The sequence below is a fragment of the Microbacterium hominis NBRC 15708 genome (assembly GCF_001592125.1).
GTDB lineage: Bacteria > Actinomycetota > Actinomycetes > Actinomycetales > Microbacteriaceae > Microbacterium > Microbacterium hominis.
The window spans coordinates 87,397-112,401 of record NZ_BCWI01000005.1 but is presented as its reverse complement, the minus strand read 5'-3'; the positions used below and the strand labels follow the sequence as shown (position 1 = coordinate 112,401).

The 25,005-nt window shown below is 72.2% G+C and carries 29 protein-coding genes and 1 tRNA gene; 17 read left to right on the top strand and 13 right to left on the bottom strand.

The window, feature by feature from the left end; translation table 11 throughout:
• Positions 1–34: 34 nt before the first annotated feature.
• Positions 35–868 carry a sulfurtransferase gene (locus MHO01S_RS06130; RefSeq protein WP_061781997.1) on the top strand — a complete coding sequence of 278 codons (834 nt, stop codon included), beginning with the start codon at positions 35–37 and terminating at the stop codon, positions 866–868.
• Between the two features lie 16 nt (positions 869–884).
• On the top strand, positions 885–1,868 hold the full coding sequence (locus MHO01S_RS06125; RefSeq protein WP_060959033.1) for an aldose 1-epimerase family protein: 984 nt from the start codon (positions 885–887) through the stop codon (positions 1,866–1,868).
• Between the two features lie 57 nt (positions 1,869–1,925).
• Here MHO01S_RS06125 and MHO01S_RS06120 read toward each other — a convergent pair whose 3' ends face one another.
• The 4 genes from MHO01S_RS06120 to MHO01S_RS06105 form a co-directional block, all read right to left on the bottom strand.
• Positions 1,926–2,168, bottom strand: coding sequence for a hypothetical protein (locus tag MHO01S_RS06120; protein WP_231734974.1), 243 nt, complete (start codon positions 2,166–2,168; stop codon positions 1,926–1,928).
• 67 nt (positions 2,169–2,235) lie between these two features.
• A complete protein-coding gene (locus MHO01S_RS06115) occupies positions 2,236–4,068 on the bottom strand; it encodes a carbohydrate-binding domain-containing protein (protein ID WP_082808039.1) in 1,833 nt (610 codons plus the stop codon).
• A gap of 38 nt (positions 4,069–4,106) precedes the next feature.
• Complete coding sequence (locus MHO01S_RS06110; protein ID WP_060959035.1) at positions 4,107–4,931, bottom strand: polyphosphate polymerase domain-containing protein; 825 nt, start codon at positions 4,929–4,931, stop codon at positions 4,107–4,109.
• A complete protein-coding gene (locus MHO01S_RS06105) occupies positions 4,928–5,539 on the bottom strand; it encodes a DUF4956 domain-containing protein (protein WP_060959036.1) in 612 nt (203 codons plus the stop codon). Before MHO01S_RS06105 ends, MHO01S_RS06110 begins: the two co-directional genes overlap by 4 nt.
• Before the next feature lie 122 nt (positions 5,540–5,661).
• Here MHO01S_RS06105 and MHO01S_RS06100 point away from each other — a divergent pair, with 122 nt between their 5' ends.
• The 4 genes from MHO01S_RS06100 (at position 5,662) to MHO01S_RS06085 (ending at position 7,577) form a co-directional block, all read left to right on the top strand.
• On the top strand, positions 5,662–6,042 hold the full coding sequence (locus MHO01S_RS06100) for a DUF5684 domain-containing protein (protein WP_060959037.1): 381 nt from the start codon (positions 5,662–5,664) through the stop codon (positions 6,040–6,042).
• Positions 6,043–6,113: 71 nt separating this feature from the next.
• Positions 6,114–6,794, top strand: a complete 681-nt coding sequence (locus MHO01S_RS06095) for a hypothetical protein (protein ID WP_060959038.1) — start codon at positions 6,114–6,116, stop codon at positions 6,792–6,794.
• 39 nt (positions 6,795–6,833) lie between these two features.
• Positions 6,834–6,906, top strand: a tRNA-Arg gene (locus tag MHO01S_RS06090).
• A gap of 140 nt (positions 6,907–7,046) precedes the next feature.
• Positions 7,047–7,577: a DUF4395 family protein gene (locus tag MHO01S_RS06085; protein ID WP_060959082.1), complete on the top strand. Its 531-nt coding sequence runs from the start codon at positions 7,047–7,049 to the stop codon at positions 7,575–7,577.
• A gap of 9 nt (positions 7,578–7,586) precedes the next feature.
• Here the strand turns inward: MHO01S_RS06085 and MHO01S_RS06080 are convergent, their stop codons facing one another.
• Positions 7,587–9,476 (bottom strand): alpha-amylase family protein, encoded by a 1,890-nt coding sequence (locus tag MHO01S_RS06080; protein WP_061781996.1) that lies wholly within the window; start codon positions 9,474–9,476, stop codon positions 7,587–7,589.
• 47 nt (positions 9,477–9,523) lie between these two features.
• Here MHO01S_RS06080 and MHO01S_RS06075 point away from each other — a divergent pair, with 47 nt between their 5' ends.
• The 6 genes from MHO01S_RS06075 (at position 9,524) to MHO01S_RS06050 (ending at position 14,623) form a co-directional block, all read left to right on the top strand.
• The gene (locus tag MHO01S_RS06075) at positions 9,524–11,023 is read left to right on the top strand and encodes an L-serine ammonia-lyase, iron-sulfur-dependent, subunit alpha (protein WP_060959040.1); all 1,500 of its coding nucleotides are present in this window, start codon (positions 9,524–9,526) and stop codon (positions 11,021–11,023) included.
• A gap of 138 nt (positions 11,024–11,161) precedes the next feature.
• Positions 11,162–11,617, top strand: coding sequence for an Hsp20/alpha crystallin family protein (locus MHO01S_RS06070; protein WP_060959041.1), 456 nt, complete (start codon positions 11,162–11,164; stop codon positions 11,615–11,617).
• A 116-nt stretch (positions 11,618–11,733) separates the two neighbouring features.
• A complete protein-coding gene (locus tag MHO01S_RS06065) occupies positions 11,734–12,771 on the top strand; it encodes a DUF2804 domain-containing protein (protein ID WP_060959042.1) in 1,038 nt (345 codons plus the stop codon).
• Between the two features lie 40 nt (positions 12,772–12,811).
• Entirely contained in the window at positions 12,812–13,108 is a 297-nt protein-coding gene (locus tag MHO01S_RS06060) for a DUF4287 domain-containing protein (RefSeq protein ID WP_060959043.1), read from the top strand.
• A 16-nt stretch (positions 13,109–13,124) separates the two neighbouring features.
• On the top strand, positions 13,125–13,892 hold the full coding sequence (locus tag MHO01S_RS06055) for an ABC transporter ATP-binding protein (RefSeq protein ID WP_060959044.1): 768 nt from the start codon (positions 13,125–13,127) through the stop codon (positions 13,890–13,892).
• Positions 13,889–14,623 (top strand): ABC transporter permease, encoded by a 735-nt coding sequence (locus MHO01S_RS06050; protein WP_060959045.1) that lies wholly within the window; start codon positions 13,889–13,891, stop codon positions 14,621–14,623. Before MHO01S_RS06055 ends, MHO01S_RS06050 begins: the two co-directional genes overlap by 4 nt.
• Positions 14,624–14,665: 42 nt before the next feature.
• Here the strand turns inward: MHO01S_RS06050 and MHO01S_RS06045 are convergent, their stop codons facing one another.
• Positions 14,666–15,094 (bottom strand): MarR family winged helix-turn-helix transcriptional regulator, encoded by a 429-nt coding sequence (locus MHO01S_RS06045; protein WP_060959046.1) that lies wholly within the window; start codon positions 15,092–15,094, stop codon positions 14,666–14,668.
• Between the two features lie 50 nt (positions 15,095–15,144).
• On the opposite strand from MHO01S_RS06045, the gene MHO01S_RS06040 reads away from it, so the two are divergent.
• Positions 15,145–16,995, top strand: coding sequence for a DUF2207 domain-containing protein (locus MHO01S_RS06040; RefSeq protein WP_061781995.1), 1,851 nt, complete (start codon positions 15,145–15,147; stop codon positions 16,993–16,995).
• Between the two features lie 21 nt (positions 16,996–17,016).
• Here the strand turns inward: MHO01S_RS06040 and MHO01S_RS06035 are convergent, their stop codons facing one another.
• Positions 17,017–17,337, bottom strand: a complete 321-nt coding sequence (locus tag MHO01S_RS06035) for a hypothetical protein (RefSeq protein ID WP_060959048.1) — start codon at positions 17,335–17,337, stop codon at positions 17,017–17,019.
• 80 nt (positions 17,338–17,417) lie between these two features.
• Positions 17,418–18,797: an HNH endonuclease signature motif containing protein gene (locus MHO01S_RS06030; RefSeq protein WP_060959049.1), complete on the bottom strand. Its 1,380-nt coding sequence runs from the start codon at positions 18,795–18,797 to the stop codon at positions 17,418–17,420.
• Positions 18,798–19,170: 373 nt separating this feature from the next.
• Here MHO01S_RS06030 and MHO01S_RS16455 point away from each other — a divergent pair, with 373 nt between their 5' ends.
• The 3 genes from MHO01S_RS16455 (at position 19,171) to MHO01S_RS06020 (ending at position 21,393) form a co-directional block, all read left to right on the top strand.
• On the top strand, positions 19,171–19,308 hold the full coding sequence (locus MHO01S_RS16455) for a hypothetical protein (RefSeq protein WP_157553743.1): 138 nt from the start codon (positions 19,171–19,173) through the stop codon (positions 19,306–19,308).
• 80 nt (positions 19,309–19,388) lie between these two features.
• The gene (locus tag MHO01S_RS06025) at positions 19,389–20,969 is read left to right on the top strand and encodes a molybdopterin-dependent oxidoreductase (RefSeq protein WP_061781994.1); all 1,581 of its coding nucleotides are present in this window, start codon (positions 19,389–19,391) and stop codon (positions 20,967–20,969) included.
• Between the two features lie 55 nt (positions 20,970–21,024).
• Positions 21,025–21,393 (top strand): DUF2834 domain-containing protein, encoded by a 369-nt coding sequence (locus MHO01S_RS06020; protein WP_060959083.1) that lies wholly within the window; start codon positions 21,025–21,027, stop codon positions 21,391–21,393.
• On the opposite strand, the gene MHO01S_RS06015 is transcribed toward MHO01S_RS06020, so the two are convergent.
• The 3 genes from MHO01S_RS06015 to MHO01S_RS06005 all read right to left on the bottom strand — a co-directional run bounded on the left by MHO01S_RS06015 (position 21,386) and on the right by MHO01S_RS06005 (position 23,244).
• Positions 21,386–21,814, bottom strand: a complete 429-nt coding sequence (locus MHO01S_RS06015) for a DUF1622 domain-containing protein (RefSeq protein WP_060959051.1) — start codon at positions 21,812–21,814, stop codon at positions 21,386–21,388. The two genes, MHO01S_RS06020 and MHO01S_RS06015, sit on opposite strands and share 8 nt — an antisense overlap.
• A gap of 103 nt (positions 21,815–21,917) precedes the next feature.
• Positions 21,918–22,088 carry a CsbD family protein gene (locus tag MHO01S_RS06010; RefSeq protein WP_060959052.1) on the bottom strand — a complete coding sequence of 57 codons (171 nt, stop codon included), beginning with the start codon at positions 22,086–22,088 and terminating at the stop codon, positions 21,918–21,920.
• A gap of 88 nt (positions 22,089–22,176) precedes the next feature.
• Positions 22,177–23,244, bottom strand: a complete 1,068-nt coding sequence (locus MHO01S_RS06005; protein WP_060959053.1) for a GTP-binding protein — start codon at positions 23,242–23,244, stop codon at positions 22,177–22,179.
• Positions 23,245–23,324: 80 nt separating this feature from the next.
• Here MHO01S_RS06005 and ykgO point away from each other — a divergent pair, with 80 nt between their 5' ends.
• Positions 23,325–23,447: a type B 50S ribosomal protein L36 gene (gene ykgO, locus MHO01S_RS06000; RefSeq protein WP_060959054.1), complete on the top strand. Its 123-nt coding sequence runs from the start codon at positions 23,325–23,327 to the stop codon at positions 23,445–23,447.
• Between the two features lie 21 nt (positions 23,448–23,468).
• Here ykgO and MHO01S_RS05995 read toward each other — a convergent pair whose 3' ends face one another.
• Positions 23,469–24,008: an NUDIX domain-containing protein gene (locus tag MHO01S_RS05995; RefSeq protein ID WP_060959055.1), complete on the bottom strand. Its 540-nt coding sequence runs from the start codon at positions 24,006–24,008 to the stop codon at positions 23,469–23,471.
• A gap of 71 nt (positions 24,009–24,079) precedes the next feature.
• Positions 24,080–25,003: an aggregation-promoting factor C-terminal-like domain-containing protein gene (locus MHO01S_RS05990; RefSeq protein WP_061781993.1), complete on the bottom strand. Its 924-nt coding sequence runs from the start codon at positions 25,001–25,003 to the stop codon at positions 24,080–24,082.
• Positions 25,004–25,005 lie beyond the last annotated feature (2 nt).

Below are 25,005 nucleotides of genomic sequence, written 5' to 3'. Positions count from 1 at the left end.
CGCCCGTGTGCGTGTCGGGCGTAACGTCGGAGCCATGACATCCCCGACGCCCCTCGTCGACGCGAGCGCCCTCGCCGTCGAGCTGTCCTCGCCGACGCCGCCCGTCCTCCTTGACATCCGCTATCGGCTCGATGCTCCCGACGGCAGCGCCGCCTACGCGGCCGGCCACCTCCCGGGAGCCGTGTACGTCAGCCTCGACGACGAGCTCGCCGCCCACGGCGATCCGGGGGAGGGGCGCCATCCGCTCCCGTCCGCGGCCGCGTTCCAGCGCGCCGTGCGACGGTGGGGCATCGATGACGGCGACGAGGTCGTCGTCTACGACGACTGGAACTCCTTCGCCGCGGCGCGCGCCTGGTGGATGCTGACCGACGCCGGGATCGCCGCGCGTGTGCTCGACGGCGGCCTCGGCGCCTGGACGCGCTCCGGCGGCGCCCTCCAGACCGGCGTCGTGACGCGCCCGGCCGGCACGGCGACCGTGCGCCCGGGGCGACGCCGACGGCTCGACATCGACGACGCGGCCGCCCTCGCCCGCGACGGCGTGCTGCTCGACGCGCGCGCCCCCGAACGGTATCGCGGCGACGTCGAGCCCCTCGATCCCGCCGCCGGGCACATCCCGGGGGCGCGCAACGCGCCGACGACCGCGAACCTCGACCCCGACGGACGCTTCCGTCCGGCCGAGGCGCTGCGCGCGGCGTACGCCGATCTCGACGGCCTGCCGGTGGGGGTCTACTGCGGCTCGGGGGTGACCGCGGCGCACGCCGTGCTGGCGCTGCGGGTCGCCGGCCACGACGCGGCGCTGTATCCCGGCTCGTGGAGCCAGTGGTCGAATACCCCCGGCCGGCCGGTCGCGATCGGCGACCGGCCCTGACACTACGATGTTGACGATGCCACTGTCACCTGCACACCTGTCTGCGACGTCCGTCCCCGCCTCGGGCACCGACGTCACCCTCCGTTCCGGATCGTACGAAGCGCACATCGCCAGTGTCGGCGCGTCGCTGCGCGCCCTCACCCTGGACGGGCGCGACCTCGTCGTCCCCTTCGCCGCCGACGAGGTGCGTCCGGCCTACCGCGGCGCCACCCTCGCTCCGTGGCCCAACCGCGTGGTCGACGGGGTGTACACCTTCGCGGGGCACACGCACCGGCTCGCGCTGAGCGATCCCGGCCGCCCCAACGCCCTGCACGGCCTCGCGGTCTGGCTCGACTTCGACGTCGTGGCGCAGAGCGAGGACGAGGTGACGCTCGCCACCGAGATCGTGCCGCAGGCCGGCTACCCGTGGCGGTTGCACGTCGAGACCACCTACCGCCTCTCCGCCGACGGCCTCACGCAGACCGTCGCCGCGACGAACCGGAGCGCGGATGCCGCGCCGTTCGGCACCGGCCCGCACCCCTATCTCGTCGCAGGCCCCGCGCGGCTCGACGAGTGGACGCTCGACCTGCCCGCCGGCCAGGTGCTGGAGGTCACCGACGCGCAGCTCGCGCCGATCGGGCTGGCCGACGTCACGGGGTCGCCGCGGTTCGACTGGCGTGCGGAGCGCACGCTCGGCGACGTGGAGATCGACCACGCCTTCACCGGTCTGCAGCGCACCGACGGCGCCGCGGTCGTGCGCCTGACCGACCCGTCGGGCACCGGGGTCGAGATGGTCTGGGATGCGGCGTGCCCGTGGGTGCAGATCCACACCGCCGATCTCCCGCCGCTCGCCGACGGCAGCGCGCCCGCGGGGAACCGGGCCGGACTCGCGGTCGAGCCCATGACGTGCGCGCCGGATGCCTTCAACGCCGAGCGCTACGACTACGACGCCGGACTCGTCGTCATCGAGCCGGGCGCCACCGCCGCGGCGTCGTGGCGGATCGCCGGGTTCGCGCGCTGACACCACGACGACGAGGGGCCCCGGAGATCTCCGGGGCCCCTCGTCGTGCGGCGGGTCTCACGCGTCTCCGCGGAGCTCTTCCTTCACTTCGTTGCGCTTGTGCACCGAGTCGCGCTCGGCCTCGGCCTTCTTGACCTCGGCATCCGCCTTGACCTCGTCGATCTTGTCCTCGACGCGGTCGACGGTGTCCTCGAAGCCTTCCTTGAGCTTGCGGCCGGCCGTCTCCGCGGCGGTCTTCGCGTCGTCGATGAATCCCATGATGTGACTCCCCTCGTCCAGCTCGTACAGTGTCCGTTCCACGGTAGGCGCCCCGGCGGGGCCGCCACGAGGGGCTTGTCCGGCCCTCGGACACGTGCTATCGGTCAGGTCACGGACGCTGGCCGCCGCCGCCCATGCCGCCGCCGGGGCCCATCTCCGAGGACGTCTGCTCGCCGGCCACCGCCGAGCCCACCGTCGTGCCGCCGGAGCTGCCGCCGCTGGTGAGCCCGCCCAGCAGCGCGGTGCCCGCGGTGCCGCCGGAGGTAAGGGTGTAGGTCTGGCCGTTGACGAGGGCGGCGTCGGAGTAGACGAGGCTCTGCGTCTGCTTCGTGGTCGTGAAGGTCGCGAGCACCGTTCCCGACGAGTCCACCACCGACAGGACCGTGCCGGCCGCGATGGTCCCGCTCGTCGTGAACTGCACGGAGGCCTGCGCCGAGTCGGCGGACGGTGCCATCGCCATGCCCGACGAGCCGGCGGCGAGGAAGACGCCGCCCGAGATCGTCATGCCGTTGTCGACGTCGAGCGCGCCGTTGTCGTTCGCGGTCGGGCCGTTCACCACGACCGTGCCGCCCGACATCGTCAGCGTGCCGGAGTTGACGTCCAGGCCGTCGCCCTGCGCGTCCACCAGGAGCGTGCCGCCGGTGATCACGAGGGTCTGCGCCCCTCCGCCGGCATCCGGCTCGGAGACGTTGAGGCCGTCGTCGCTCGAGGTCACGGACGTGTCGCCGCCCGAGACCGTGATCTGCGCCGCCTCGAATCCCTCGTACGCCCGGGCGACCGTGGTCGTTCCCGCCGAGACGACGAGCTGCAGGTCGGCGTGCACGCCGTCGTCGCCCGAGGAGAGGGTGACGGCCGCGCCGCCGAGGTGCGCGTACGCGTTCGTGTTGACCGCGTCGTCGGCGGCATCCACCTGCACCGTCCCGCCCTCGAGCACGGCGATGACGCCCGCGGAGATGCCCTTCGCGCCGCCGTCGGCGTCGCCGCCGGAGCCGCCGCCCGCCGTGATCGACAGGGTGCCGCCGGTGGTGACGACGTCGGTGGCGGCGTCGATGCCGTCGTCGCCGCTCGTGATCGTCGTGGTGCCATCGGCGAGGTAGACGTAGCCGCGGGCGGCATCCTCCGTGTTGTCGCTCTTCAGGCCGTCGCCGCCGGCGGACACCGTGATGGCGCCGCCGCGGACGACGACGTAGTCCTTGCCGCGGATGCCGTCGTCGACGGCCGTCACCGCGACGGTGCCCGACTGGATCACCAGGCCGTCCGTCGAGGCGATGCCGTCGTTGCCGTTGCCGGTCACCGTCAGCGAGCCGGTGCCCGTGATCGTGAGGTCGGCGGCGCTGTAGAGGGCCGCGTTGTGGGCCCCGTCGGCGTAGCTCGACGCGTCGGAGAGGCTGTTCGTCGTGCCGTCCGCGAGGATCACGACCGCCTCGTCGGCCGCCTGAACGTCGATCGCGGCGCCCGCCGTCGTGGCGATCTGGGCCCCGTCGAGCACGAGGCGCACCTGTCCGTCGACCGTCGAGTCGACGACGATCTGGCCGCTGTACGAGCCGGAGAGCACGTACGTCCCGGGAGCGGTGATCTGCACGGTCGCCCCGCTGACGGCGGCGCCCTCCCCGGAGACGGTCGCGGATGATCCGGACAGGGTGATCGTGGTCGCCGTCGCCGCGTCGTACGCGTCGTCGTCGGCCTTGTCGTGGGTCTCCTGGTTGCCGGCGAGCACGTCGGCGGCCGTCTGGGTGGCATCGGTGGCGCCGGTGATCGCGCTGGAGAGCGTGGACGCCGTCTCCACGGTGGAGGCGGACGCGGTGGCGCTGGGTGTCGGCGAGGACGTCGCCGTGGCGGCGCATCCTGCCAGCACGAGGCTGACCGCCAGTGCGGGGGCGGCGAGCAGCCAGAGCCGGCCGCGAGGGGTGCGGGGCGTGCGGGCGGTGGGTGTGTCGTTCATGATGTCGTCCTTTCGACGGGGGAGTGGAGGAGCGGGGCTCACGCGGCGACGGTGCTGACCGTCGCGGCGGAGAAGTGCCGCGTGAGAACGCGGTTCCAGCGATGGGCGGGCAGGTCGCGGTACAGCGCGGCCATACCGGTGCCGTACTTCGACACCGTCGCGGGGCGGTGTCCGTGGCGCCACAGCGCGCGGTCCAGGGCCCCCGCGCGCTGGCCCGACTTGGTCTCGACGACCACGGATGCCGGCAGCCGCAGCATCCGTCCGTCGCCGTCGAGCCGCGTCAGCCAGGCGAGGTCGGTGTCGATGGTCGCCCGCGACGGGTCGTGGCGGTCGGTGCCGGGCAGGAGGATCGTCGTGCGCCGGTAGCGGGTGACGAGCACCGGCACGAGCGCCGTCGCCAGCCGTTCGGCGTCGGGGATGCCCGCGTCGGCGAGCAGGTCGGTCGCGTACGAGACGGCGTCGTCGTCGAGGACGTCGTCGGCGGCGCGGACCGCGACGGGGACGCGATCCTTCACGGTGGCGGCGCGCGCTCCCCGGGTCTTCACCTCGAGGAACGATCCGCCCGAGTCGAGGTAGGTGCGCGAGCGCACCTTGAAACGGCGGCGGCGGCCGTGGACGGCGCCGTAGTAGCTGTCCAGCGCCGGGGTGTCGAAGTACTGGGAGGCGTAGCGCAGCGACCGCTCGCCCGCCACCTCCAGCACCTGGGCGCCCGCGGGGAGCGCGGCCAGCACCTCCGGGAGTGCGCGGAGGGGGAGGAGGTACTTCCTGTCCACGCGGGTCTGCAGTGCGGCCTCCGCGTTCAGCGCGGTCAGATCGACGGTGTCGAGGTGCTGCAGCGGCTGCAGGGCGGTGAGCGGGCTCATCGTCCCAGCCCCGGCGTGCCGATGGTCTCCAGCGTCTCGGGATGCCGCGACGGTGCGCTGCCCGGTCGCGGAGCCGAGTACCGCACGTCCACGACGGTGGTGTCGGCGACGAGGTCGATGCTGCGGGTGGTGATGCGGTGCGCGGGGGTGCCCAGCAGCTGGGCGACGGCCCGGTGCAGCTCGGCCTCGTCGATGTAGGCGCGGTCGAGCACGAGCTGCTGCTCGCGCGAGCGGCGCAGCAGCGCGGGGCTGTCGACGACCGCGATGACGCCCACCACGAGTGCGATCAGGCCGATGCTCAGCCACGTCACCGACGAGCTCAGACCGGCGATGAGGCCGATCGCGAGCGCCGCGAGGTAGTACGACATCTCGCTCTGCTCGATCTCGCGCGAGCGCAGACGGATGATCGAGAGTACGCCGAACAGGCCGAGCCCGAGCCCCGCCCCCACGGCCGTGTCGGTGAGGACCATCGAGACGGCGAGCACCCCGACGTTCACCCCCACGAAGGCGACCGCGAGGTCGCGGCGCCGATGGCGCGGGTAGTAGACGGCGAAGGCGAGCAGGGCGATCGCGACGAGATCGAGGGCGACGGCGGCGAAGGGGGCCATGGGAACTCCTGACGTGTGTGTCCGGATTCCCATGACAGACGGGCTCGCTATGCGCTTTCTATGCGGCGCGTCGGTCGCGCTTACGAATGCGTCGGCGGGCGATGCCCTAGCATGGCGCCGTGATGACCAGCGCAGGCACCCTCGACCAGTGGCAGTCCTTCTTCGGGCAGGGGACGGGGCTCGCGCTCTTCCTCACCTACTACGTGCTGCTCGCGGTGGCGATGTGGAAGGTGTTCAGCAAGGCCGGGTATCCCGGCATCCTCGCCCTGATCCCCATCGTGAACTGGTTCATCCAGGTCAAGATCGCGGGCTTCTCCGCGTGGTGGGGACTGCTCGCGATCGTCCCGCTCGTCAACATCGTGTTCTCGATCATCGTCGCGCTGCGCATCGGACGCGGCTTCGGGCACGGCGGCTTCTTCTCGTTCGTGCTGCTGTGGGTGATCGCGCCGATCGGCTACTTCGTCATCGGTTTCAGCGGCGACCGCTACTCCCGTCCGGCGTGAGGCGGGAACCCACGGCGCCCGCCTCGACCCCCGCGGAGCCGGTTCCGTAGGATCGAGGGTGAGGGGGTGCCGTGGCAGCCAGCAGCAAGCGCGTACGCACCCGTGACGTCGTCGCGGAGGGGCTGTACATCGCGTCCGCCGCGACGCGTCTGAGCCTGAAGAACACCATCCTCGTGCACATCCTCGCAGACGGCGAGGACTTCGACCTCGACCGTTACCTCCCGGAGGCGAAGGCGGCGCTGGAGGCCCTCGCCGCGGAGGCCGAGGACGACGCGGCACGCACGGAGCGCGAGCGCCGCGCGGCGCGCGGGCGCCACACCGACTCCGACGGCACGCACGACTATCGCAGTCGCGACGTGCGCAACCTGCGCCGGCGGCAGAAGCAGTCGCTGCACGTCGCGCACGAGCTGCGGGTGCGCGCCGACGACGAGGAGGAGCTGCGCAAGCTCGTGATCGACGCGCGGGATGCCGCATGGGCGGAGGTCGCGAGCAACATCGACCGGACGTTGCGCATCGAGGCCGCCCGCCCCGACCTCGACCCCGACTACGACCGCATGCGCAACGCCCGCATGCAGGCGCTGCGGCTCGTCGACCTGCCGAAACTGCGCGCCCACCGCCGCAGCGTCGCCGCGCAGCAGAAGCAGCGCGCCGCCGGCGTGGAGCCGGCGGAGATCGCGGAGCGCTCGGGCGCGGGGAGGCCCGGCCTGGACGAGCTCGACGTCGGCCTCGATTCGTCACATCCCGGCGCGTAGGCTAAGCTGGTCCTCGGCCCTCGACGAGGTGCTGAAACTGCGCCCGTAGCTCAATGGATAGAGCATCTGACTACGGATCAGAAGGTTAGGGGTTCGAGTCCCTTCGGGCGCACACTGTGTTGAGACAGTAACGAAGAAGGCCCGCGGCATGCCGCGGGCCTTCTTCGTCGACGCCGTCGATGACGATGCTCGTGCATGAAGAACTGTGACGGCGACGGCCCCGTACGCCGCCATCGCGCCTACCGTGTGAGGGTGACCACCTCCTCCGCCCCGTCCACCGCACGCCCCGCCGGCATCGATCCGCGCGGCCCGCGGTTCGCGGCATCCGTCACCGCCGCCCTGCTTCTGGTCGGCACCTTCCTCGCCCTCGTCGGCTCCTCCACGGCCACGACGGCGACGACGCCCGGGGAGCGCGTCACCGATCCGGCGTTCCTGCTCCTGCTGGTCGTCGACCTGCTGTTCGTGTGGGGCTTCGCGGCTCCCCGCACCGCGCCGTGGGGCGCGCTGTACCGGGTCGCGATCCGGCCGCGCCTGCGGCCGCCGGTCGACCTCGAAGACCCGCGTCCGCCGCGGTTCGCGCAGGTCGTCGGTTTCATCGTCGTGACGGTCGGGCTCGTGCTGCACGTCGCCGGCGTCGCGTGGGCGCTGCCGATCGCGGCGGCCGCCGCGTTCATCGCAGCCTTCCTCAACGCCGCCTTCGGCCTGTGCCTGGGCTGCCTGCTATACCTCGCGCTGGCCCGCGCCGGGGTGTTCCGCCCGCGCGGCGGCCTGCTCGGCGCGTGAGCTGACGCCTCAGACGGGGCGGACCCGCAGCCACACGAAGCCGTGGGGGCGGAGGGCGACGCCCTCGTCGAGGTCGACCTCGACGTCGTGCACCGGGTCGAACGCGGTCCGTTCGAAACCCGACAGGGTCAGCGGGTCGATGGTGACCTCGGCATCCCCCACGTTCGCCAGCACCAGCATGCGCGTCTCGGGGCCCGGCCGTTGGTAGCCGACGACGGCGGCGTGCGGGGTGTGGAAGGGGAGGAGGGCGTTGCCGGCGAGCTCCGGCGACTGCCGGCGCACGGAGATGAGCTTCGTGAGGCGGTGGAAGACGCGGCCGGCGGCCGTGGTGTCGTCGCCGCGGTGGGCGTACGCGTCGCGGGGACGGTTGCCGCGGTGCACCCACCGGGTGTCGCCGTGGCGCACCGGGTCGTCGGCGTAGGTGTAGTCGTTGAGCTGCGCGACCTCGTCGCCGAGATACAGCAGCGGGATGCCGCCGGTCGACAGCGCCAGGGCGTGGGCGAGGATGACCCGGTCCTCGCCACCGGGATCGCCCGCCTCGATGCCCGCGAGCGACGCGGTGGTCCCGGTCACCCGGGCATCCCCCGTGGCGGGGTTCTCCTGGAAGGCGACGCCGCGCGCGAAGGTGCCCTCGTGGCGTCCGGTGTAGAAGCGGTTGAGGAACTGCCGGTGCGCGTAGCCGTCGATGCCGAGCTCCGCGGCATCCTCGTCGGCGAAGGTCCACCCGATGTCGTCGTGGCTGCGCACGTAGTTCACCCACGCCGTGCCCGGCGCCAGGGCGTGGCGGCGATCCAGCGCCTGCTGCAGCAGCCGTCCGTCGCGGGTGGCCAGCGCCTCCCACGTCAGCGCCATCTGCAGCGGGTTGTACGACAGCTCGCACTCGTCGGGCGAGATGTAGCTGACGACCTCGTCGGGGTGGACGATCGCCTCCGACTTGAACACCATGCCCGGAGCGGCCATCGCCAGCACCGCGTTGAACGCCTGCAGCAGCAGGTGCGCTTCGGGCAGCGACTCGCACGAGGTGCCGAGCCGCTTCCAGATGAAGGCGACGGCGTCCATGCGCAGCACCTCGACGCCCTGGTTCGCGAGGAAGAGCATCTCACCCGCCATCGCCCGGAAGACGGCGGGGTTCGCGTAGTTGAGGTCCCACTGGTAGTGGTAGAACGTCGACCAGATCCAGCGGCCGTCCTCCAGCGGCACGAACGAGCCACGGTGGTCGTCGGGGAAGATCTCCCGCGTCGTGCGCTCGTACGCGTCGGGCATCTCACGGTCGGGGAAGATCAGGTAGAAGTCGGCGTACTCGGGGTCGCCGGCGACGGCCTTGCGTGCCCACTCGTGCTCGTCGCTGGTGTGGTTGAAGATGAAGTCCAGCACGAGCGAGATGCCCGCCAGCCGCAGATCGGCCGCCAGCTCGGTGAGCTGCTGCATCGTGCCCAGGCTCGGGTTGACGCGCCGGTAGCTCGAGACCGCGTAGCCGCCGTCGTTGTCGCCGTCGGGGGCGTCGAACAGCGGCATGAGGTGCAGATAGGTCAGTCCCAGCTCGCGGAAGTACGGGATCTGGTCGCGGATGCCGGCGAGGTTGCCGGCGTAGCGGTCGACGTAGCAGACGCCGCCCAGCATCCGCTCGGACTGGAACCACTCGGGGTCGGTCTCGCGCTGCGCGTCGCGCACCTTCAGGTCGAGCGGGCGTGCGTTCCACGACGCGGATGCCGCGGCCACGGTCGCCGCGAGCTGCTCCTGGCCGTCGGCGCGATCGCCGTACAGACGGGTGAAGAGCTCGTGCAGGCGGGGGAACTGGGCATCGACGCGGGAGAGGAACCCCTCGTCGACGCGTCCGGCGCCCTCGCAGGCCTCGAGCGCGGCGCGGAGGTCGACCTCCGGCCTCGTCAGTGCGGTCATGGTGCCCCCTCCGAGTTCTCAGCGTAACCGGCGCGTAGGCTCGGAGCGTGAGTGCGTACGTCTCGGCGTTCGAGTTGTTCTCCATCGGGGTGGGCCCCTCGAGCTCCCACACGGTGGGTCCGCTGCGCGCGGCCCGCGACTTCGCGCGCCGCGCGGCCGATCGCGCCGCCGCGACGGGAGCCGGGATCGTCCGGGTCGAGTGCGCGCTGTACGGCTCCCTCGGCGCCACCGGCATCGGTCACGGCACACCCGACGCCGTCGTGGCGGGGCTGCAGGGGCACGAGCCCGAGACGGTCGATCCGGCTCTCGTGCGCGGCGCGTGGTCGGGATGGACGGACGGGGCGGACCTGCTGCTCGACGGACGTCTCGCCGTCGCGTTCGCGCGCGCCGACATCGTGCTCGCGCCGCGCACGCGCCTTCCCGGTCACCCGAACGCGATGACGCTGGTCGCGCGGGATGCCGCGGGAGCGGCGGTGTGCGAGGACACCTATTACTCGATCGGCGGCGGGTTCATCCGCCGCGAGGGCGAGGAGGCGGCCGTGTCCGCGGCATCCTCGCCCCTGCCCTTCTCCACGGCGGCGCAGCTGCTGGACGTCTGCGACGAGTACGGTCTGACGATCGCGGAGGTCGCCCGACGCAACGAGGAGGCGCTGCAATCAGAGGAGGAGGTCGCCGCCGGCCTCGACGCGATCTGGGACGCGATGGCCGCGTGCGTCGACGCGGGGCTGCACGCCGAGGGCGTGCTCCCCGGCATGCTCAAGGTGAAGCGGCGCGCCGGAGCGATCCGGGCGCAGCTGGAGGAGGTCGCCGCGTCGGGGCGGGAGCTGCCCGGGGAATGGCTGGGCGCGTTCGCCCTCGCCGTCAACGAGGAGAACGCCGCGGGCGGACGGGTCGTGACGGCGCCGACCAACGGTGCGGCCGGCATCCTGCCCGCCGTCGCGATGTACTGGTGGCGCTTCCTCGCCGACTCGGGGATCGGCGCCGCGAACGCCGTCACCCCGTACGGGGAGCTGGTCGGCTCGGCGCTGCTCGGCCTGCACGGCGAGACCGATCCCGCGCCGGAGGCGGTCGTGGCCTCGGCCGAGGCGCTCGCCGAGGCGAACCGGCGCCGCGGCATCCGTCGGTTTCTGCTGACGGCGACGGCGCTGGGCTCGCTGTTCAAGGCGAACGCGTCGATCTCGGGTGCGGAGGGCGGATGCCAGGCCGAGGTCGGCTCGGCGTGCGCGATGGCGGCCGGCGGGCTGACGGCCGTGATGGGCGGGACGAACCGTCAGATCGAGAACGCCGCGGAGATCGCGATGGAGCATCATCTGGGCCTCACCTGCGACCCCGTCGGCGGGCTCGTCCAGATCCCCTGCATCGAGCGCAACGCCATCGCGGCCTCCACCGCCGTGACGGCGGCGCGTCTCGCGCTGCGCGGCGACGGCACCCACTACGTGCCGCTGGACGCCGTCGTGGAGACGATGCGCCAGACCGGCATCGACATGTCGACGAAGTACAAGGAGACGAGCGAGGGCGGTCTCGCCGTCAACGTCGTGGAGTGCTGAGCACCGGCTCGCAGCACCATCGTTCGCTGTGCGTGAACCGTTGGCACTCTCCTGGGGTGAGTGCTAATCTGAAGTTAGTTGAGTCGATGAGGCTCAACTTTCAGAACTCACAGAGCCATACACGAACAGGAGAGAACAATGGCCACGTATGACCCGTTCCGTGACCTCGACCGCATCGCGTCGGGCCTCTTCGACACGCGCCGCGGACCGCGCCGGATGCCGATGGACCTCTACCGCGACGGCGACCACTACGTGCTGAGCGCCGACCTGCCGGGCATCGATCCGGGCTCGGTCGACATCGACGTGGACGGCCAGCTGCTGACGATCCGCGCCGAGCGCACCCTCACCGAGGGCGAGGGAGTGAAGTGGATCACGCGCGAGCGCGAGACCGCGAGCTTCCTGCGCCAGCTCAACCTCGGCCAGGGCATCGACACCGACGGCATCGCCGCGACCTACAGCAACGGCGTGCTCACCGTGACGATCCCCGTGAGCGAGAAGGCCAAGCCGCGCAAGGTCCAGGTCGTCGCCGACGGCGGCGCGCCCACGATCCAGGCCCACGCGTCGGCACAGGAGCCGCAGCCCGTCGAGCCGTGACCGTCGGCGCCCTGCGCCACCGCCCGAACCGCCCCGCGTCCGCCTCGGACCGGGGCGGTTCGCGTCGACAGCGCTAGTGTCGAAGCACCCGACCCGGAACGTCAGCAAGGATGCCGATGCCCGACCTCCCCGCCGCGCACGAGCGCGAGCTCACCGCACCCGTCTCCCTCACGCGCCCCGACGGCCGGCTGAACCCGGCCGCGATCGGGTTCAGCCGAAGGCCCCTCGTCGACACCGACGGCATCGGCCGGGGGCGCGGCCGGTTCGTGCGATCGTGGGGTCGCAACAAGCGGTGGGAGTACTGGAACGTCATCACGCCCACGCACATCGTGTCGCTGACCGTGTCGTCGCTCGACTACGCCGCGGTGCACGAAGTGTGGATCCGCGACCGTGCCACCGGACGCACGTGGTCCCGCAACGCCACCGTCCTGCCCTCGCGCGAGGTGTCGCTGCCCGGCTCGCTCGGCACGGGCATCACGATCGCCCGTCATCGCGACCTCGCGGCGACCATCACGCCCGCCGAGCGCGGGCAGCTCTGGCGGCTGCACGCGGAGATCCCCGCCGCGTCGTTCGACATCACCGTGACCCGCCCGCCCGGCCATGACCTGCTCGCCGTCGTGGTGCCGTGGTCGTCCCGGCGCTTCCAGTACACCGTGAAGGACGTCGCGCTGCCGGCATCCGGCACGCTCACCCTCGACGGGATCGATCACGACGTGCCGGCCGGATCGTGGGCGGTCCTGGATCACGGGCGGGGCCGCTGGCCGTACGACGTCGCGTGGAACTGGGGCGCCGGGTCGGGTCTGCTCGCCGACGGCCGGACGTTCGGCATCCAGGTGGGCGGGCGCTGGACCGATGGGACGGGGGCGACCGAGAACGGCGTGGTCGTCGACGGCGTGCTGCACAAGATCTCCGTCCCCGTCGCCTGGGACTACGACCTCGCCACGCCGCTGCGTCCGTGGCGGGTGCGCGGCGGCGGTCTCGACGCGGTGTTCGAGCCCGCGTTCGACAAGCGGTCGGCGACCAGCCTCGGGGTCGTCGCCTCGCGCACCGACCAGTGCTTCGGCCGGTGGTCGGGACGCGTCGCCGTGGAGGGCGGGGTCATCGACTTCGACGGCATCGAGGGCTTCGCCGAGGATGTCCGCAATCGCTGGTAGAGCTGAACACGAGGCGGAGGCACCGCCGGAAGGGAAACGGATGTCGTTTCAGGCATATCTCGACAACATCGAGGACAAGACCGGGCTCACCCCGCGCCAGTTCGTGGAGCAGGCGACGCAGAAGGGCTTCGGCCCCGGCACGAAGGCCGGGGAGATCGTCGCGTGGCTCGCCGACGAGTACGGCCTCGGCCGCGGGCATGCGATGGCTCTCGTGCACGTGATCACGAAGGGCCCGAAGATCGCGTCGACCCACGTGGGCACCGCGTCGACCCACAGCGATGCGAGCGACACGCTGTGGCTGGACGGCAAGGCCACGAACCCCGCGCGCGCCTCCTGAGGCGGATAATGCCCCCATGACGAGCATTCCCGAGGTGTCGTCCGCCCCGGCCGCAGCGTCCGCCCCGGCCGTGGTCGTCCGCGGCCTCGTGGTGCGGCGCGGACGCGACGCGGTGTTCGACGGGCTCGACCTCGACATCGCCGCGGGGCGGATCACGGGGCTGCTCGGGCCGAGCGGCAGCGGCAAGACGACGCTCATGCGTGCGATCGTCGGGGTGCAACGCCTCGCGGCGGGCACGGTGACGGTGCTCGGCGCGCCGGCCGGATCGCGGCCGCTGCGCCACCGCGTGGCGTATGACAGTCAGGGGGCGTCGGTCTACGACGATCTCACCGTCGCCCAGAACCTGGAGTACTTCGCGGCGGTCCTCGGTGCGACGCGCGGCGACGTCTCGCGCGTCCTCGACGACGTCGGGCTGCGGCCGCAGCAGCGCCGGCTGGTGGGCTCCCTTTCGGGAGGCCAGCGCGGACGCGTCTCGCTCGCGGTCGCGATGCTCGGCGCGCCCGACCTCCTCGTGCTCGATGAGCCGACCGTGGGCCTGGACCCGCTGCTGCGCGAGACGCTGTGGGGCATCTTCCGTTCCCTCGCGGATGCCGGTGCCACGCTGCTCGTGTCGAGCCACGTGATGGACGAGGCGTTGCGCTGCGACGAGATCGTGCTGCTGCGGGAGGGGCGGGTGCTGGCGCACTCCACGCCGGAGCGGTTCCTCGCGGCGACCGGGACCACCGATCCCGACGCGGCGTTCCTCGCGCTCGTGCGCGCGGCGGGCGACGGGGGGATGCCGTGAACGCGCGCCGTGTGGGCGCGACGACGGTGCGCGTCCTGCGCCAGCTGCGCCACGATCCCCGCTCGATCGTGCTCATGCTGGCCGCCCCGGCGCTGCTCGTGGGGCTGTTCGCCTGGATCTTCTCCGACCGGGAGGGGGTCTTCGCGCAGTTCGGCGGCGGCATCCTGGCGGTCTTCCCGTTCCTCGTGATGTTCCTGGTCACCTCGATCACGACGCTGCGCGAGCGTCGCGGCGGCACGCTGGAACGGTTGATGACGACGCCGATCGCCAAAGCCGACGTCATCCTCGGCTACGCGCTCGCCTTCGGGCTCGTGGCGCTCGTGCAGGCCGTCGTCACGGTCGCCTTCGCGGTCGTGGTGTGCGGGCTGGAGGTGGACGGCGAAATCTGGCAGCTCGGCGTGGTCGCGGTGGTGGACGCCCTGATGGGGACGGCGTTCGGCCTGCTCGCCAGCGCGTTCGCGCGCACGGAGTTCCAGGCCGTGCAGTTCATGCCCGTGCTCGTCTTCCCGCAGCTGCTGCTGGGCGGCCTCTTCCTGCCGCGCGATCAGATGCCCGACGTGCTGCGCGCCGTCAGCGACGTGCTGCCGCTGAGCTACGCGATCGACGCCGTCGCCGCCGTGAGCGCGGGCGACGACGGATGGGACCTGTGGGCGCCGGTGCTCGTGGTCGCCGGGGTCGCGGTACTGTGCCTCGCGCTCGCCGCCCTCACCCTGCGGCGGCGCACCCCCTGAGCCGCACCTGGGCCCCCTGAGCCCCCCTGATCCCTCTGAGCCCTAGGCGCCGCGCAGTTTGCTCGTGAGCCGCTGGAGCTGCTCGAGCTCGGCGTCGCTGAGCACCGACATCCGCTCGGCGATGGAGCGGCCGTGGACCGTCGCGACGCGGCGGAACGCGGAGACGCCCTTGTCGGTCGCCCGGACGATGGCGCCCCGCCCGTCGTGCGGATCGGTGCACTTGCTGATGAGATCGCGCGCGACCATCCGGTCGACGAGACGGGAGACACTCGGCTGGCTGATCAGCATGTTCGCGGTGACGTCGCGCAGCCGGGCGGCGTTGTCGTCGCCGCGCACCACGGTGAGCAGCACGTCGTACTCGGCCTGCGTCAGATCGTCCTCGCCGAAGTCATCGCTGATCTCGCGGAGCACTTCGTGCTGCGCGCGGAAGAGGCTCTCCCACGCGGCGACGGCGAGGCGGCGGTCGGTCATGGCGTCCACTGTAGTGCGCGGGCCGGGCACCGCCGCCTAGGGTGGAGCGCATGGGGCATCGGCGACGCGGACGGGCGCTGCTCGTCGGGATCGGATCGGCTCTCGCGGCGCTGCTGCTCGTGGGTCCGGCGGCGCCGGCGTCGGCGACCTCCGCGGCGGGTCCGCTCGCGGCATCCGCGCCCGCCCTGCGCCCGACGAGCGCCGATGATTTCTCGTTCTCGTCGATGACCGCGGACTACACGCTGACCCGCGCCGACGACGGGACGAGCCGCCTCGAGGTGGTCGAGACGCTGGTCGCGCAGTTCCCGGATGCCGATCAGAACCACGGCATCCGTCGGTCGCTGCCGACCACCTACAACGGGCAGCCGCTGCACCCGGAACTCGTGTCCGTGACCGACGAGAACGGCGCGCCGCGCCCGAGCGAGATCGACAGCGAGGACGGCGCCTTCTCGATCGTGTCGCGCGCGGACGGGTTCCTGCGCGGGACGCAGACGTTCGTGCTGACCTACACGCTCGAGAACGTCACGTGGGTCTTCCCGGACTCCGGTCTGGAGTTCTACTGGGACGTCAACGGCGTCGACTGGCCGCAGGTGTTCGGCACCGTGACGGCGCGGCTGCACCTGGGGTCCGAGCTCGCTCCCGCACTCACGGGCCGAATGGCCTGCTATCAGGGGGTGCAGAACTCCTCGACGCCGTGTGCGTCGATCGCCGCGTCGCCGGATGCCGGCGGTGGCACGATCGTGACGGCGGTCGCGGACGCCGTGCAGCCGTACGAGACCCTGACGATGGCGGTCGGCTTCACGGACGGCACCTTCTCGACCTACGACACCGGCTACCTGGCGTCGCCGTTCGGGTGGGGGCAGGCGGTGGCCGGGCTCCTCGCCGTCGCCGGCGGCGTGCTGGGCGTGCGGGCGCGACGCCGGCAGCTCGCGGACGAGCCGGGGCGGCCGACGATCATCGCCGAGTACGACCCGCCCAAGATCGTCGATGCGCTGGAGAGCGCGGTGCTGCTCGGCGAGACGTCGAAGGCGATCCCCGCCGAGGTGCTGGAGCAGGCCGTGCGCGGCTCGATCCGGATCCTCGACACGGACGGCGGCTGGTTCGGCAAGGACAAGCTGGCGGCGGAGCTCGTCGACCCGTCGAAGGCGGACGGCGACGGCAGGATGCTCCTCGACGGACTGTTCCCGGACGGCGTGCCGGGGGAGCAATACCGGTTCGGCACGCAGGACACCCGCCTGTCGAAGGTGGCCCAGAAGATCCTCGCCGCGGCGGAGGCCGAGCTCGGCGCCCGAGGGCTGCGTCGACAGGTGCCCGCGCGGGCGCGCTGGCTTCCGATCCTGCTGGCGGTCGTCGGTGCGGGGGCCGCGATGGGCCTCGGTTTCGTGGCGCTGGGCTCGTACGTGCAGCCCGCCGTGCCGTGGACGGTGCTGGGAGTCAGCGTCGCGATCGCGGTCGTCGTGATCGCGATGTGCTCCCGCAAGCCGCTGACCGCGCTGGGCGCCGAGACGCGCGATCACCTCAAGGGGCTCGAGGAGTTCATCCGCTGGGCCGAGGCCGATCGCATCCGCACGCTGCAGTCGCCCTCCGGCGCGGAACGGGCGCCGGTGGACGTGGACGACCCGCGACAGAAGCTGGTGCTGTACGAGAAGCTGCTGCCCTACGCCGTCGTGTTCGGTCAGGAGAAGGAGTGGTCGGCGCAGCTCGCGGTGCTCTACACGGCTGTCGGCGCGACGGGTCCGTACTGGTACTACGGCTCGGGGGCTTTCGATGCGTCGGCGTTCTCGTCGGGCATCGGCTCGCTCTCCAGTGCGGCGATGTCGTCGTCATCGACGTCGGGAGGATCGGGCGGCGGAGGCTCGGCCGGTGGGGGCGGAGGAGGCGGCGGGGGCGGCGGCGTCTGAGCCGGTCGCTCGCCGCGGCGGTCAGGCGAACTGGCCGTCAGCGCCGCCGAGGATGGCATGGAGGGTGGCGAGGTCGATCTCGTCGCGGTCTCCGTCGACGTGTTCGTGGAGCGTGAACGGCAGTCCGAGGTCGGTGAGGTAGTCGATCGTCTTCTCCAGACGGGGGACCACGTCGATGTGGGCGTTGCCGAAGAGGGCGGCGGTGAACAGCGGCTGCCGGCCCTGGATGCTGCGCCGGAGCTCGACCGTGGAACGCCCGGTGATGCGGTAGAGCGCCTGCAGGATCGCGCTCGGCAGGTCGGGTGTGCCGTCGAGGGTGAGCGAGATCGCGGTGTCGGTCATGGTGCCATTCCATCACGGGCGCGCGGGCGGGCTGTGTCGGCGGGGCGGGCTCGGGCGGGCTCGGGCGGGTGGCGGGTGCGTCAGAACGGCGCGGGCTCGAAGGCGAGCGAGCGCGCGGGGCGATCGTCGTAGGTGCGCCCGGCCGGGCTGGTCCATTGGAGGCTGCCGTCCGGCCGCTGCCGGACCCGCCATGCGGAATGGTGTTTGAGGGTGTGGTGGCGACGGCACAGGTGGGCGAGGTTCGCCACCGTCGTCGGACCGTCGTGCTCTCGGGCGATCGTATGGTCGATGTCGCAGCGTGGGGTGGGCTGGCGGCATCCGGGGAAGCGGCAGTGCTCGTCGCGTGCCCGGAGGAGGCGGCGCTGCTCGTTGCTCGGGCGGTAGCGGTCGACGGCGAGAACGGTCCCGCCGGTCGGGGCGGTGAACAGTCGGTCCCACCCGGGTGCGGTCTCGGCCAGGCGCCGAGCGGTGTCGGCATCCACGGGGCCGTACCCGGCCAGATCGGCGGGTCGGTCATCGGCGCCGACGAGGGTGAGGAGGGGGATCGTGACCTGGATCCGCGCGCGGATCGACGCGCTCTCGGGCAGGGACGCGTTGCTCGCCTCGCTCGTGGCGTGCCCGCTCAGCAGCAGGTCGAGCGCGACGTCGCAGCGCACCTCGTCGAGGCGTCGCGTGTCGGGGGACGCGCCGTCGTCCGCGGGGAAGAGGGCGTCGAGCGGTTCGCCGTCGGTCGTGGGTCGAGTCGTGTCGGCGGCCGCGAGCGCGGTCGTGGCGCCCACCGGATCGACGGCGGGCGGGCGACGGCGGGCGTCGGTGACGGCGCGCGCGAGTTGCGTGAGCCGGTCGAACGCGCCGTGGATCAGGTGCGCGGGACCGGTGAGGCCGAGCTCGGCCATGCCGTCATCGCGGTCGGCGACCCAGACGCGACGATCGCGGCGAGCCGTGCGGTGACGTTCGTCGAGGGGGACGGGATGAGCGAGATCGGCGAGACGTCGCGCGACGGGACGCAGTCGGCCGACCGTCTCGCGCTCGGCGACGGCGAGTACCGCGCTCTCGTACGCGTCGCGCGCGTCGTCCGTGGGGATCGCACCCCCGGCATCCACGATGACGGCCGCGTGCGCGCGGCTGATCAGGCCCGCGCGCAGGGCGGCGAGAGTCGCCGGGAAGCGCGCGACCAGGGTGGCGGCGTCGCCCATCCGCGCCTGCACCGTGCGGTCGGACTGGAGGGTCGCGGCGCCGATCTCGGCCGCCACCGAACGCAGCGGGAGGTCGTCCGGCGCATCGCGATCGGCCGCGAAGGCGTCGTGTCGCGCGAGCGCGAACTCCTGGGCGGCATGGAGCAGCTCGGCTTCCTCGGCCTGTAGCGCGGCGATGCGGCGGCGCCCGTCGAGAAGGCCGTCGAGGATCGCGTTCAGGCGCGCGCGGTCGTCCGGCGGCGTGAGCGGATCGGTGTCTTCCATGCCTCGATTCTCCCGCGGACCTCCGACATCGGAGCGGGAAAAGGGCTGGTCAGAATCCGTTTGTGGATAACTGCACAGGCGGCTGGGCTGGGGAGGAAGACGCGCAAGAGTAAGGGCCGGTCGGAGAGGCTTCCGACCGGCCCTTGTCCCTTGCACCAAGAGTGTCCTGCAATCACATGCCGGTAGCTGCCACAGCAAAACAACTACCGTGCGAGCGCTCTATAACGACCAGGTAACGGCCCACAAGGGGTTTCCGTTACCTTTTCGTGACTTCATACGAAAGTCGCATGCGGCTCTCGAACTGCCGTCTCCGGCTGTTCGATCTCGACGGCGTCGTCCGTCATTTCGACCCTCGGCTGACGGCCCCGACGCCGTGCTGTTCACCGACGATTCGCCCGGCCATGTCGCGGCAGCGCGCCGTGTCGGCATGGTCTCGCAGCACTTCGTGGGAGTGGCGGAGCTCGTGCACGCGCTGGAGGAGAACGGCGTCCACGTGGACCTCTCCCGCTGAGAGCGGACGCCCCTCCCATCCGATCCGGCGTCGGTGACGAACAACACGCGTAACCCCGACCCCGGCGGCAGGAGATCACTGTGACGACACGCAACGGCCGTGTGAGGTCTCTCGCCCTGGCAGCCCTCGCGGGTCTGGTGAGCGGCGCCGTTTTCCTCGGTGTCGCGGAGCTGCTCGCCCTCCTGCTCGCGCGCACCGCCAGCCCGATCCTCGCGGTCGGCGGGTTCGTGATCGACATCGTGCCGCAGCCGTTCAAGGAGTTCGCGATCGCGACCTTCGGCGCGAACGACAAGATCGCCCTGCTCGCGGGGCTCGGCCTCGCCGTCGTCATCGCCTCCGCGATCGGCGGGGTGCTCGAGTACCTGCGCGCTCCGCTGGGCGTCGTGATCGTCGTCATCGCCGGAGTGCTCTCCACGGCCGCGGTCGTCTCGCGGACGGGGGTCACGCCGCTGTCGTTCGTTCCGCCGGTGATCGGCACGGTCGCGGCATCCGTCGTCCTCGTGCTGCTCGGCCGGCGCCTCCGGCGCTGGCGTGGCGCGGCCGCCGGGGAGTCCGGCGCCCCCGACGACGGCGCACCGTCGGAGCAGGCCCTCGGCCGTCGCGGGTTCTTCCGCCTCGCCGGCGTCGCCGGCGTCTCGGCGGTGATCGTCGGCGTCGCGGCACGCGTCGTCACCGCGGCGACCTCGTCGGTGGACGCGATCCGCGACGCTCTCAAACTGCCCGCACCCCGACGGGCGCTGACCATCCCCGCGGGCGCCGAGCTCGACGTGCCCGGCCTGTCGCCGCTGTTCACGCCGAACGCCGACTTCTACCGCGTCGACACGGCCCTGACGGTGCCGACCATCGATCCGGCCACCTGGCGACTCGTCGTGGACGGCATGGTCGACCGCCGCGTCGAGCTGAGCTTCGACGAGCTCGTCGCGATGGGGCTCGACGAGTACGGCATCACCCTGACCTGCGTGTCGAACGAGGTGGGCGGCGGGCTGCTCGGAAACGCCACCTGGCTCGGGGTGCCGGTGCGCGACATCCTCCGGATGGCCGGTCCCCAGGCCGGCGCCGACATGGTGCTCTCCCGCAGCACCGACGGCTACACCGCGAGCACGCCGCTGTCCGCCCTCACCGACGACGGCCTGGACGCGATCCTGGCCGTCGCGATGAACGGCGAGCCGCTTCCGGCCGAGCACGGCTTCCCCGTGCGGATGATCGTGCCCGGCCTCTACGGCTACGTGTCGGCGACGAAGTGGCTCACCGAGCTGAAGGTCACGACCTTCGCCGCCGACGAGGCGTACTGGACGCCGCGCGGCTACAGCGCCGAAGCGCCGATCAAGCTCTCCTCCCGGGTCGACGTGCCGAAGATCGACACGCCGGTCGCGCCCGGCACCGTCGCGGTCGCCGGCATGGCGTGGGCGCAGCCGGTCGGGGTCGGGCGCGTCGAGGTGAACATCGACGACACCGGCTGGATCCCCGCCAAGATGTCCACGCCCGTCAACGACGACAGCTGGGTGCAGTGGATGCACGAGTGGGATGCCACGGCGGGCACGCACTACATCGCGGTGCGCGCCTGGAACAAGAACGGTGAGCTGCAGGTCCAGGAGCGGGCGCCCATCGCGCCGAACGGCTCGACGGGATGGCATCGCGTGCTGGTGACGGTGTCCGAGTGAGGATGCCGCGGACGTGCCGGCTGCGCCGGAGCGCTCCGCGGTCCAGACTGTGTCCATGACGCCCCGGCGGTCCGCCCTCGCCCTCACCTACCTCGCGCTCGCGGTCGTCGGGCTGGTCGGCACGTTCGCCCTCAACGTCTGGTCGGTCGTGCTGATGCGCAACTACGTGCTGGACCTCGTGCAATCCGGCCCCGCGGTCGGCTCGATCGGCGTCGATCTGATGGTCGCGGCCGTGGCCGGCAGCATCCTGATCATCGTCGAGGGGCGCCGCCTGGGCATGCGCCGCCCGTGGCTGTACGTCGTGGCGTCGCTGGTGACGGCGTTCGCCTTCGTGTTCCCGCTGTTCCTCGCGATGCGGGAGCGGACCCTCGCCGTCCGCCGGGAGGTGGGGCGGTCGGAGTCGGACCGGGACGCGTCTAGGTAGCCGGGGTCTCGGGGCGCCGATCCTGGCGCTCGCGGGAGATGGTCCGCGCCAGCACCTGGCCGCCGCTGGTCAACAGGGCGCGTCGCCACGGGAGCGTCCCCTCGATCTCGATCTGGATCGACATGGACAGCACCGTCCGGATGACGACGATGAGCCCGAGGATCACGGCATCCTCGATCGACGGCTTCGAGGTGATGGTGCGGATGAGGTCCGCGGCCACGAGCACCTCGAGACCGAGGAGGATGGCCGCGCCCAGCGTGTTGCGCAGCACCAGGTACGCCGCGTGTCCCTCGCCCGTGCGCCGCAGCGAGCGCCACGCCAGGACGACGGCGATCACGAAGCCCACGACCATCGCGAGGGCGCCGATCATCTCGAAGGCGATCGCGATCACCGTGAAGAAGGGCTCGATGTTCTCGGACATGGTCGTTCCACCTCGGATATCGTCGTCCCACTCTAGGGCGGCGGACCGGTCGACGCAGAACGACGCCCCCACCGCGAGGGGTGGGGGCGTCGCGAGCGGGGGCTTACTTGAACGCGTCCTTGACGTCCTCGCCGGCCTTCTTGACGTGGGCCTTGGCCTGGTCGGCCTCGCCCTCGGCCTCGAGGCGCTCGTTGTTCGTCAGCTTGCCGACGCCTTCCTTGACCTTGCCGCCGAGGTCCTCGGCCGCGTTCTTGATCTTGTCGTCGAGACCCATGATGTCTTCCCTTCTCTGGACCACTGATCTCGACGTTAGGAGCGCCGCCGTGAGCACGGCAGAGGGTTGACGGGTTCGCCGTGAAGGGCTACATCGGCCCGCTCGCGTCGGAGCGGGGGTCGCGCGGGGCATCGGGACGCGCGTCGTCGGCCCACACCGGCCAGGCGGGCAACGGGTCGTCGAACCGCGCCCAGGCGGCCGGACCGGCCTCGAGCTCGCGATCCGTCAGGAGCGCACCGTCGAGGGTGCGCGCGACGGCATCCGCGACGAGATCCAGTCCCGTGAGAGCGAGGTCCTGGGCGGTGAGGGCCGCGTGCTCGCCCGCGTCCTGGGGGTCGATCCACATCGCCGAGCCGACCTGTTCCCACCGGGCGAGGATGCCCGCGCGGGTCGCGAGCCGGCAGAAGCCCGCCGAGCGCACGAGCAGGCCGAGGCGACCGGTGTCGAGCTCGTCGAGCGCAGCGGCGAGCCGCGACGGATGGAACGGGCGCAGGCGCTCGTACCGGAGGGTCGTCACGCGCGGATCGGTCATGTACGGGTCGTGCTCGTCGTTGAGTGCCATCACCCAGCCCGCGCGCTCCGGCAGCGGGGCCTCGCCGACGCCGTCCGGGTGCCCGTGCGCCAGCGCCGGAAGGTCCTCGGCGGGGCCGCGCGACAGGCGGACGCGCGCCCGCGGCGCCAGGTGCGAGGCCAGCGCCATGAGCAGCGACAGCTCGGCGGTCTCGACCCGCTCCCAGTGCACGAAGCTGATGAGCGTCGCGGCCTCCAGGAGCGTGACTGCGCGACGCGCCCGTGCGCCGGTGTCGGCGTCGCCTCCTCCGCCGGGCGCCGCGTCGCGGAGCGGGCTGGGATCGCGCAGATCCGCCAGCAGGTGCCGGGCGTCGACGACGCACACGATCGGCGCGGGCTCCGCACGCGTGACGAGGTCCAGGTGCAGCACGTCGACGTCGATGTCGGCATCGATGACGACGCGCTCGATCTCGCGCCGGTCGCGCAGCAGCGGCACGGCGATGGGGCCGTCGGGTTCCGACGCCGTCCCGCCCCTGCTCGCGCTGACCCGCAGCAGGCCGCGACCGCTGGCGTGGGCGAGCCCGGCGGCGTAGCGGCGGCGCTCGGGTGTGCACAGTCCGGCGACGATCAGGGGGGAGGGGGGCACGACGATCCTGCTCTCGGGTTGACGGACGGGTCGCACCACTCTAGCGTTTTATTGATAAGTATTCTCAATAAGGAGTCATCGTGAAGGTTCGCGCATCCCTCAAGTCCCTCAAGGCGCAGCCGGGCGCACAGGTCGTCCGCCGCCGCGGGCGGGTCTACGTCATCAACAAGCTCACCCCGCGTTTCAAGGGACGCCAGGGCTGAGCCCGATCGGTCCCCGCACGCTCAGGCGAATCGGCCCAGGTGGATGCCGGCGTAGGCGAGCGCCGCGACCGTCTCGCCGTCGGTGATCTCGCCGTCCCGCACCATCCGCAGGGCGTCGGCGAACGGCACCCAGCGCACCGCGTCGATGCCCTCCTCGTGCTGGGTCGCGGCGGCATCCGTCGCCCGTTCGATGCCGAGGGCGAGGAAGACGAACTCGGGCGCACGCGCGATGCCGTTGAGGGCGTTCATCCGTCCGAGCGGCGTCCACTCGCGCGCCGTCATCCCGGTCTCCTCGGCCAGCTCCCGCCGCGCCGCGACGAGGGGGTCCTCGCCGTCGGAACCGCCCGCGGGCACCTCCCACGACGGGCCGGTGGTGTAGCGCTCGAGCGAGATCAGGCAGACGCGGTCGTCGTCGTCGAGCGCCACGACGAACACCGCGGGATGCTGCATCTCGACGACGCCGTAGATGCCCTCGCCGTGGGGGCCCAGGACGTCGTGCTCGTCGACGCGGATCCAGCGGTTCTCGTACACGGTGCGCGAAGCGCGCGTCTGCCACGTCATGCGCCCACCCTAGAACGGGAGAACGGCCCGGACGGATTCGTCCGGGCCGTTCTCGGGGCATGGGGGAGCGGTCAGTACCAGCCGACCGACTCGGAGTGGTCCCACGCGCCGCACGGGGTGCCGTAGCGGCCGGAGATGTAGCCGAGGCCCCAGGCGATCTGCGTCGCCGGGTTCGTCTCCCAGTCCGCGCCCGCCGAGGCCATCTTGCTTCCGGGCAGGGCCTGCGGGATGCCGTACGCGCCACTGCTGTTGGCGGCGTTCACGCGCCAGCCCGACTCCTTGTTCCACAGCGACACGAGGCACGCGAACTGGTCGTCGCCCCAGCCGTAGCTGGCAGCCGCCATGGAGCGGGCGATGCCCTGTGCCGAGGCGGGGTCGACGTTCACGTCGACCGAGGGGACGGACGCCGATGCCGACGACGCCTTCGCGGCGGCGGCGGCTTCCGCCTCCGCCTGCGCCTGTGCGGCGGCGGCCGCCTCGGCGGCGGCCTGAGCCGCGGCGGCCTCGGCGGCGGCCTTCGCGGCGGCATCCGCTTCGGCCTTGCGCTGCTTGGCGGCGTCGAGGGCGGAGCGCAGGTCGGCGGTCTGAGTGCGCACGGCCTCGGTCTCGGCGGTGGCATCCGCGGTCAGCGACGGGATCATCATCGCCGGCGTCACCTCGAGCGCCTGCAGCTTGTCGACGAGCGCGCTGAGCTTCGTGGTGTCGATCACGATGTCGGTGCGGCCGACGTCAAGGCCGGAGGCCGTGATGTCCATGGAGACCTTCGCGGCGCCGGCGACGGCGGCCTGGGCCTTGGCGAGGGCGGTGATGCCGCCCGCCGTGATGGCGCTGAGCGGCGCGGAGGTGGACTCGGCGACGACGGAGCCGCTGGTCGCGGCCGGGGCGGTGCTCACGGCGAAGGCCGGAACGGCCCCCGCGGTGGTCGTGGCGGCGCCGATCACGAGGCCGAGGCCGAGGAGGGCGGACGTCACGGGACGGTGGGGCAGACGGGGCATAA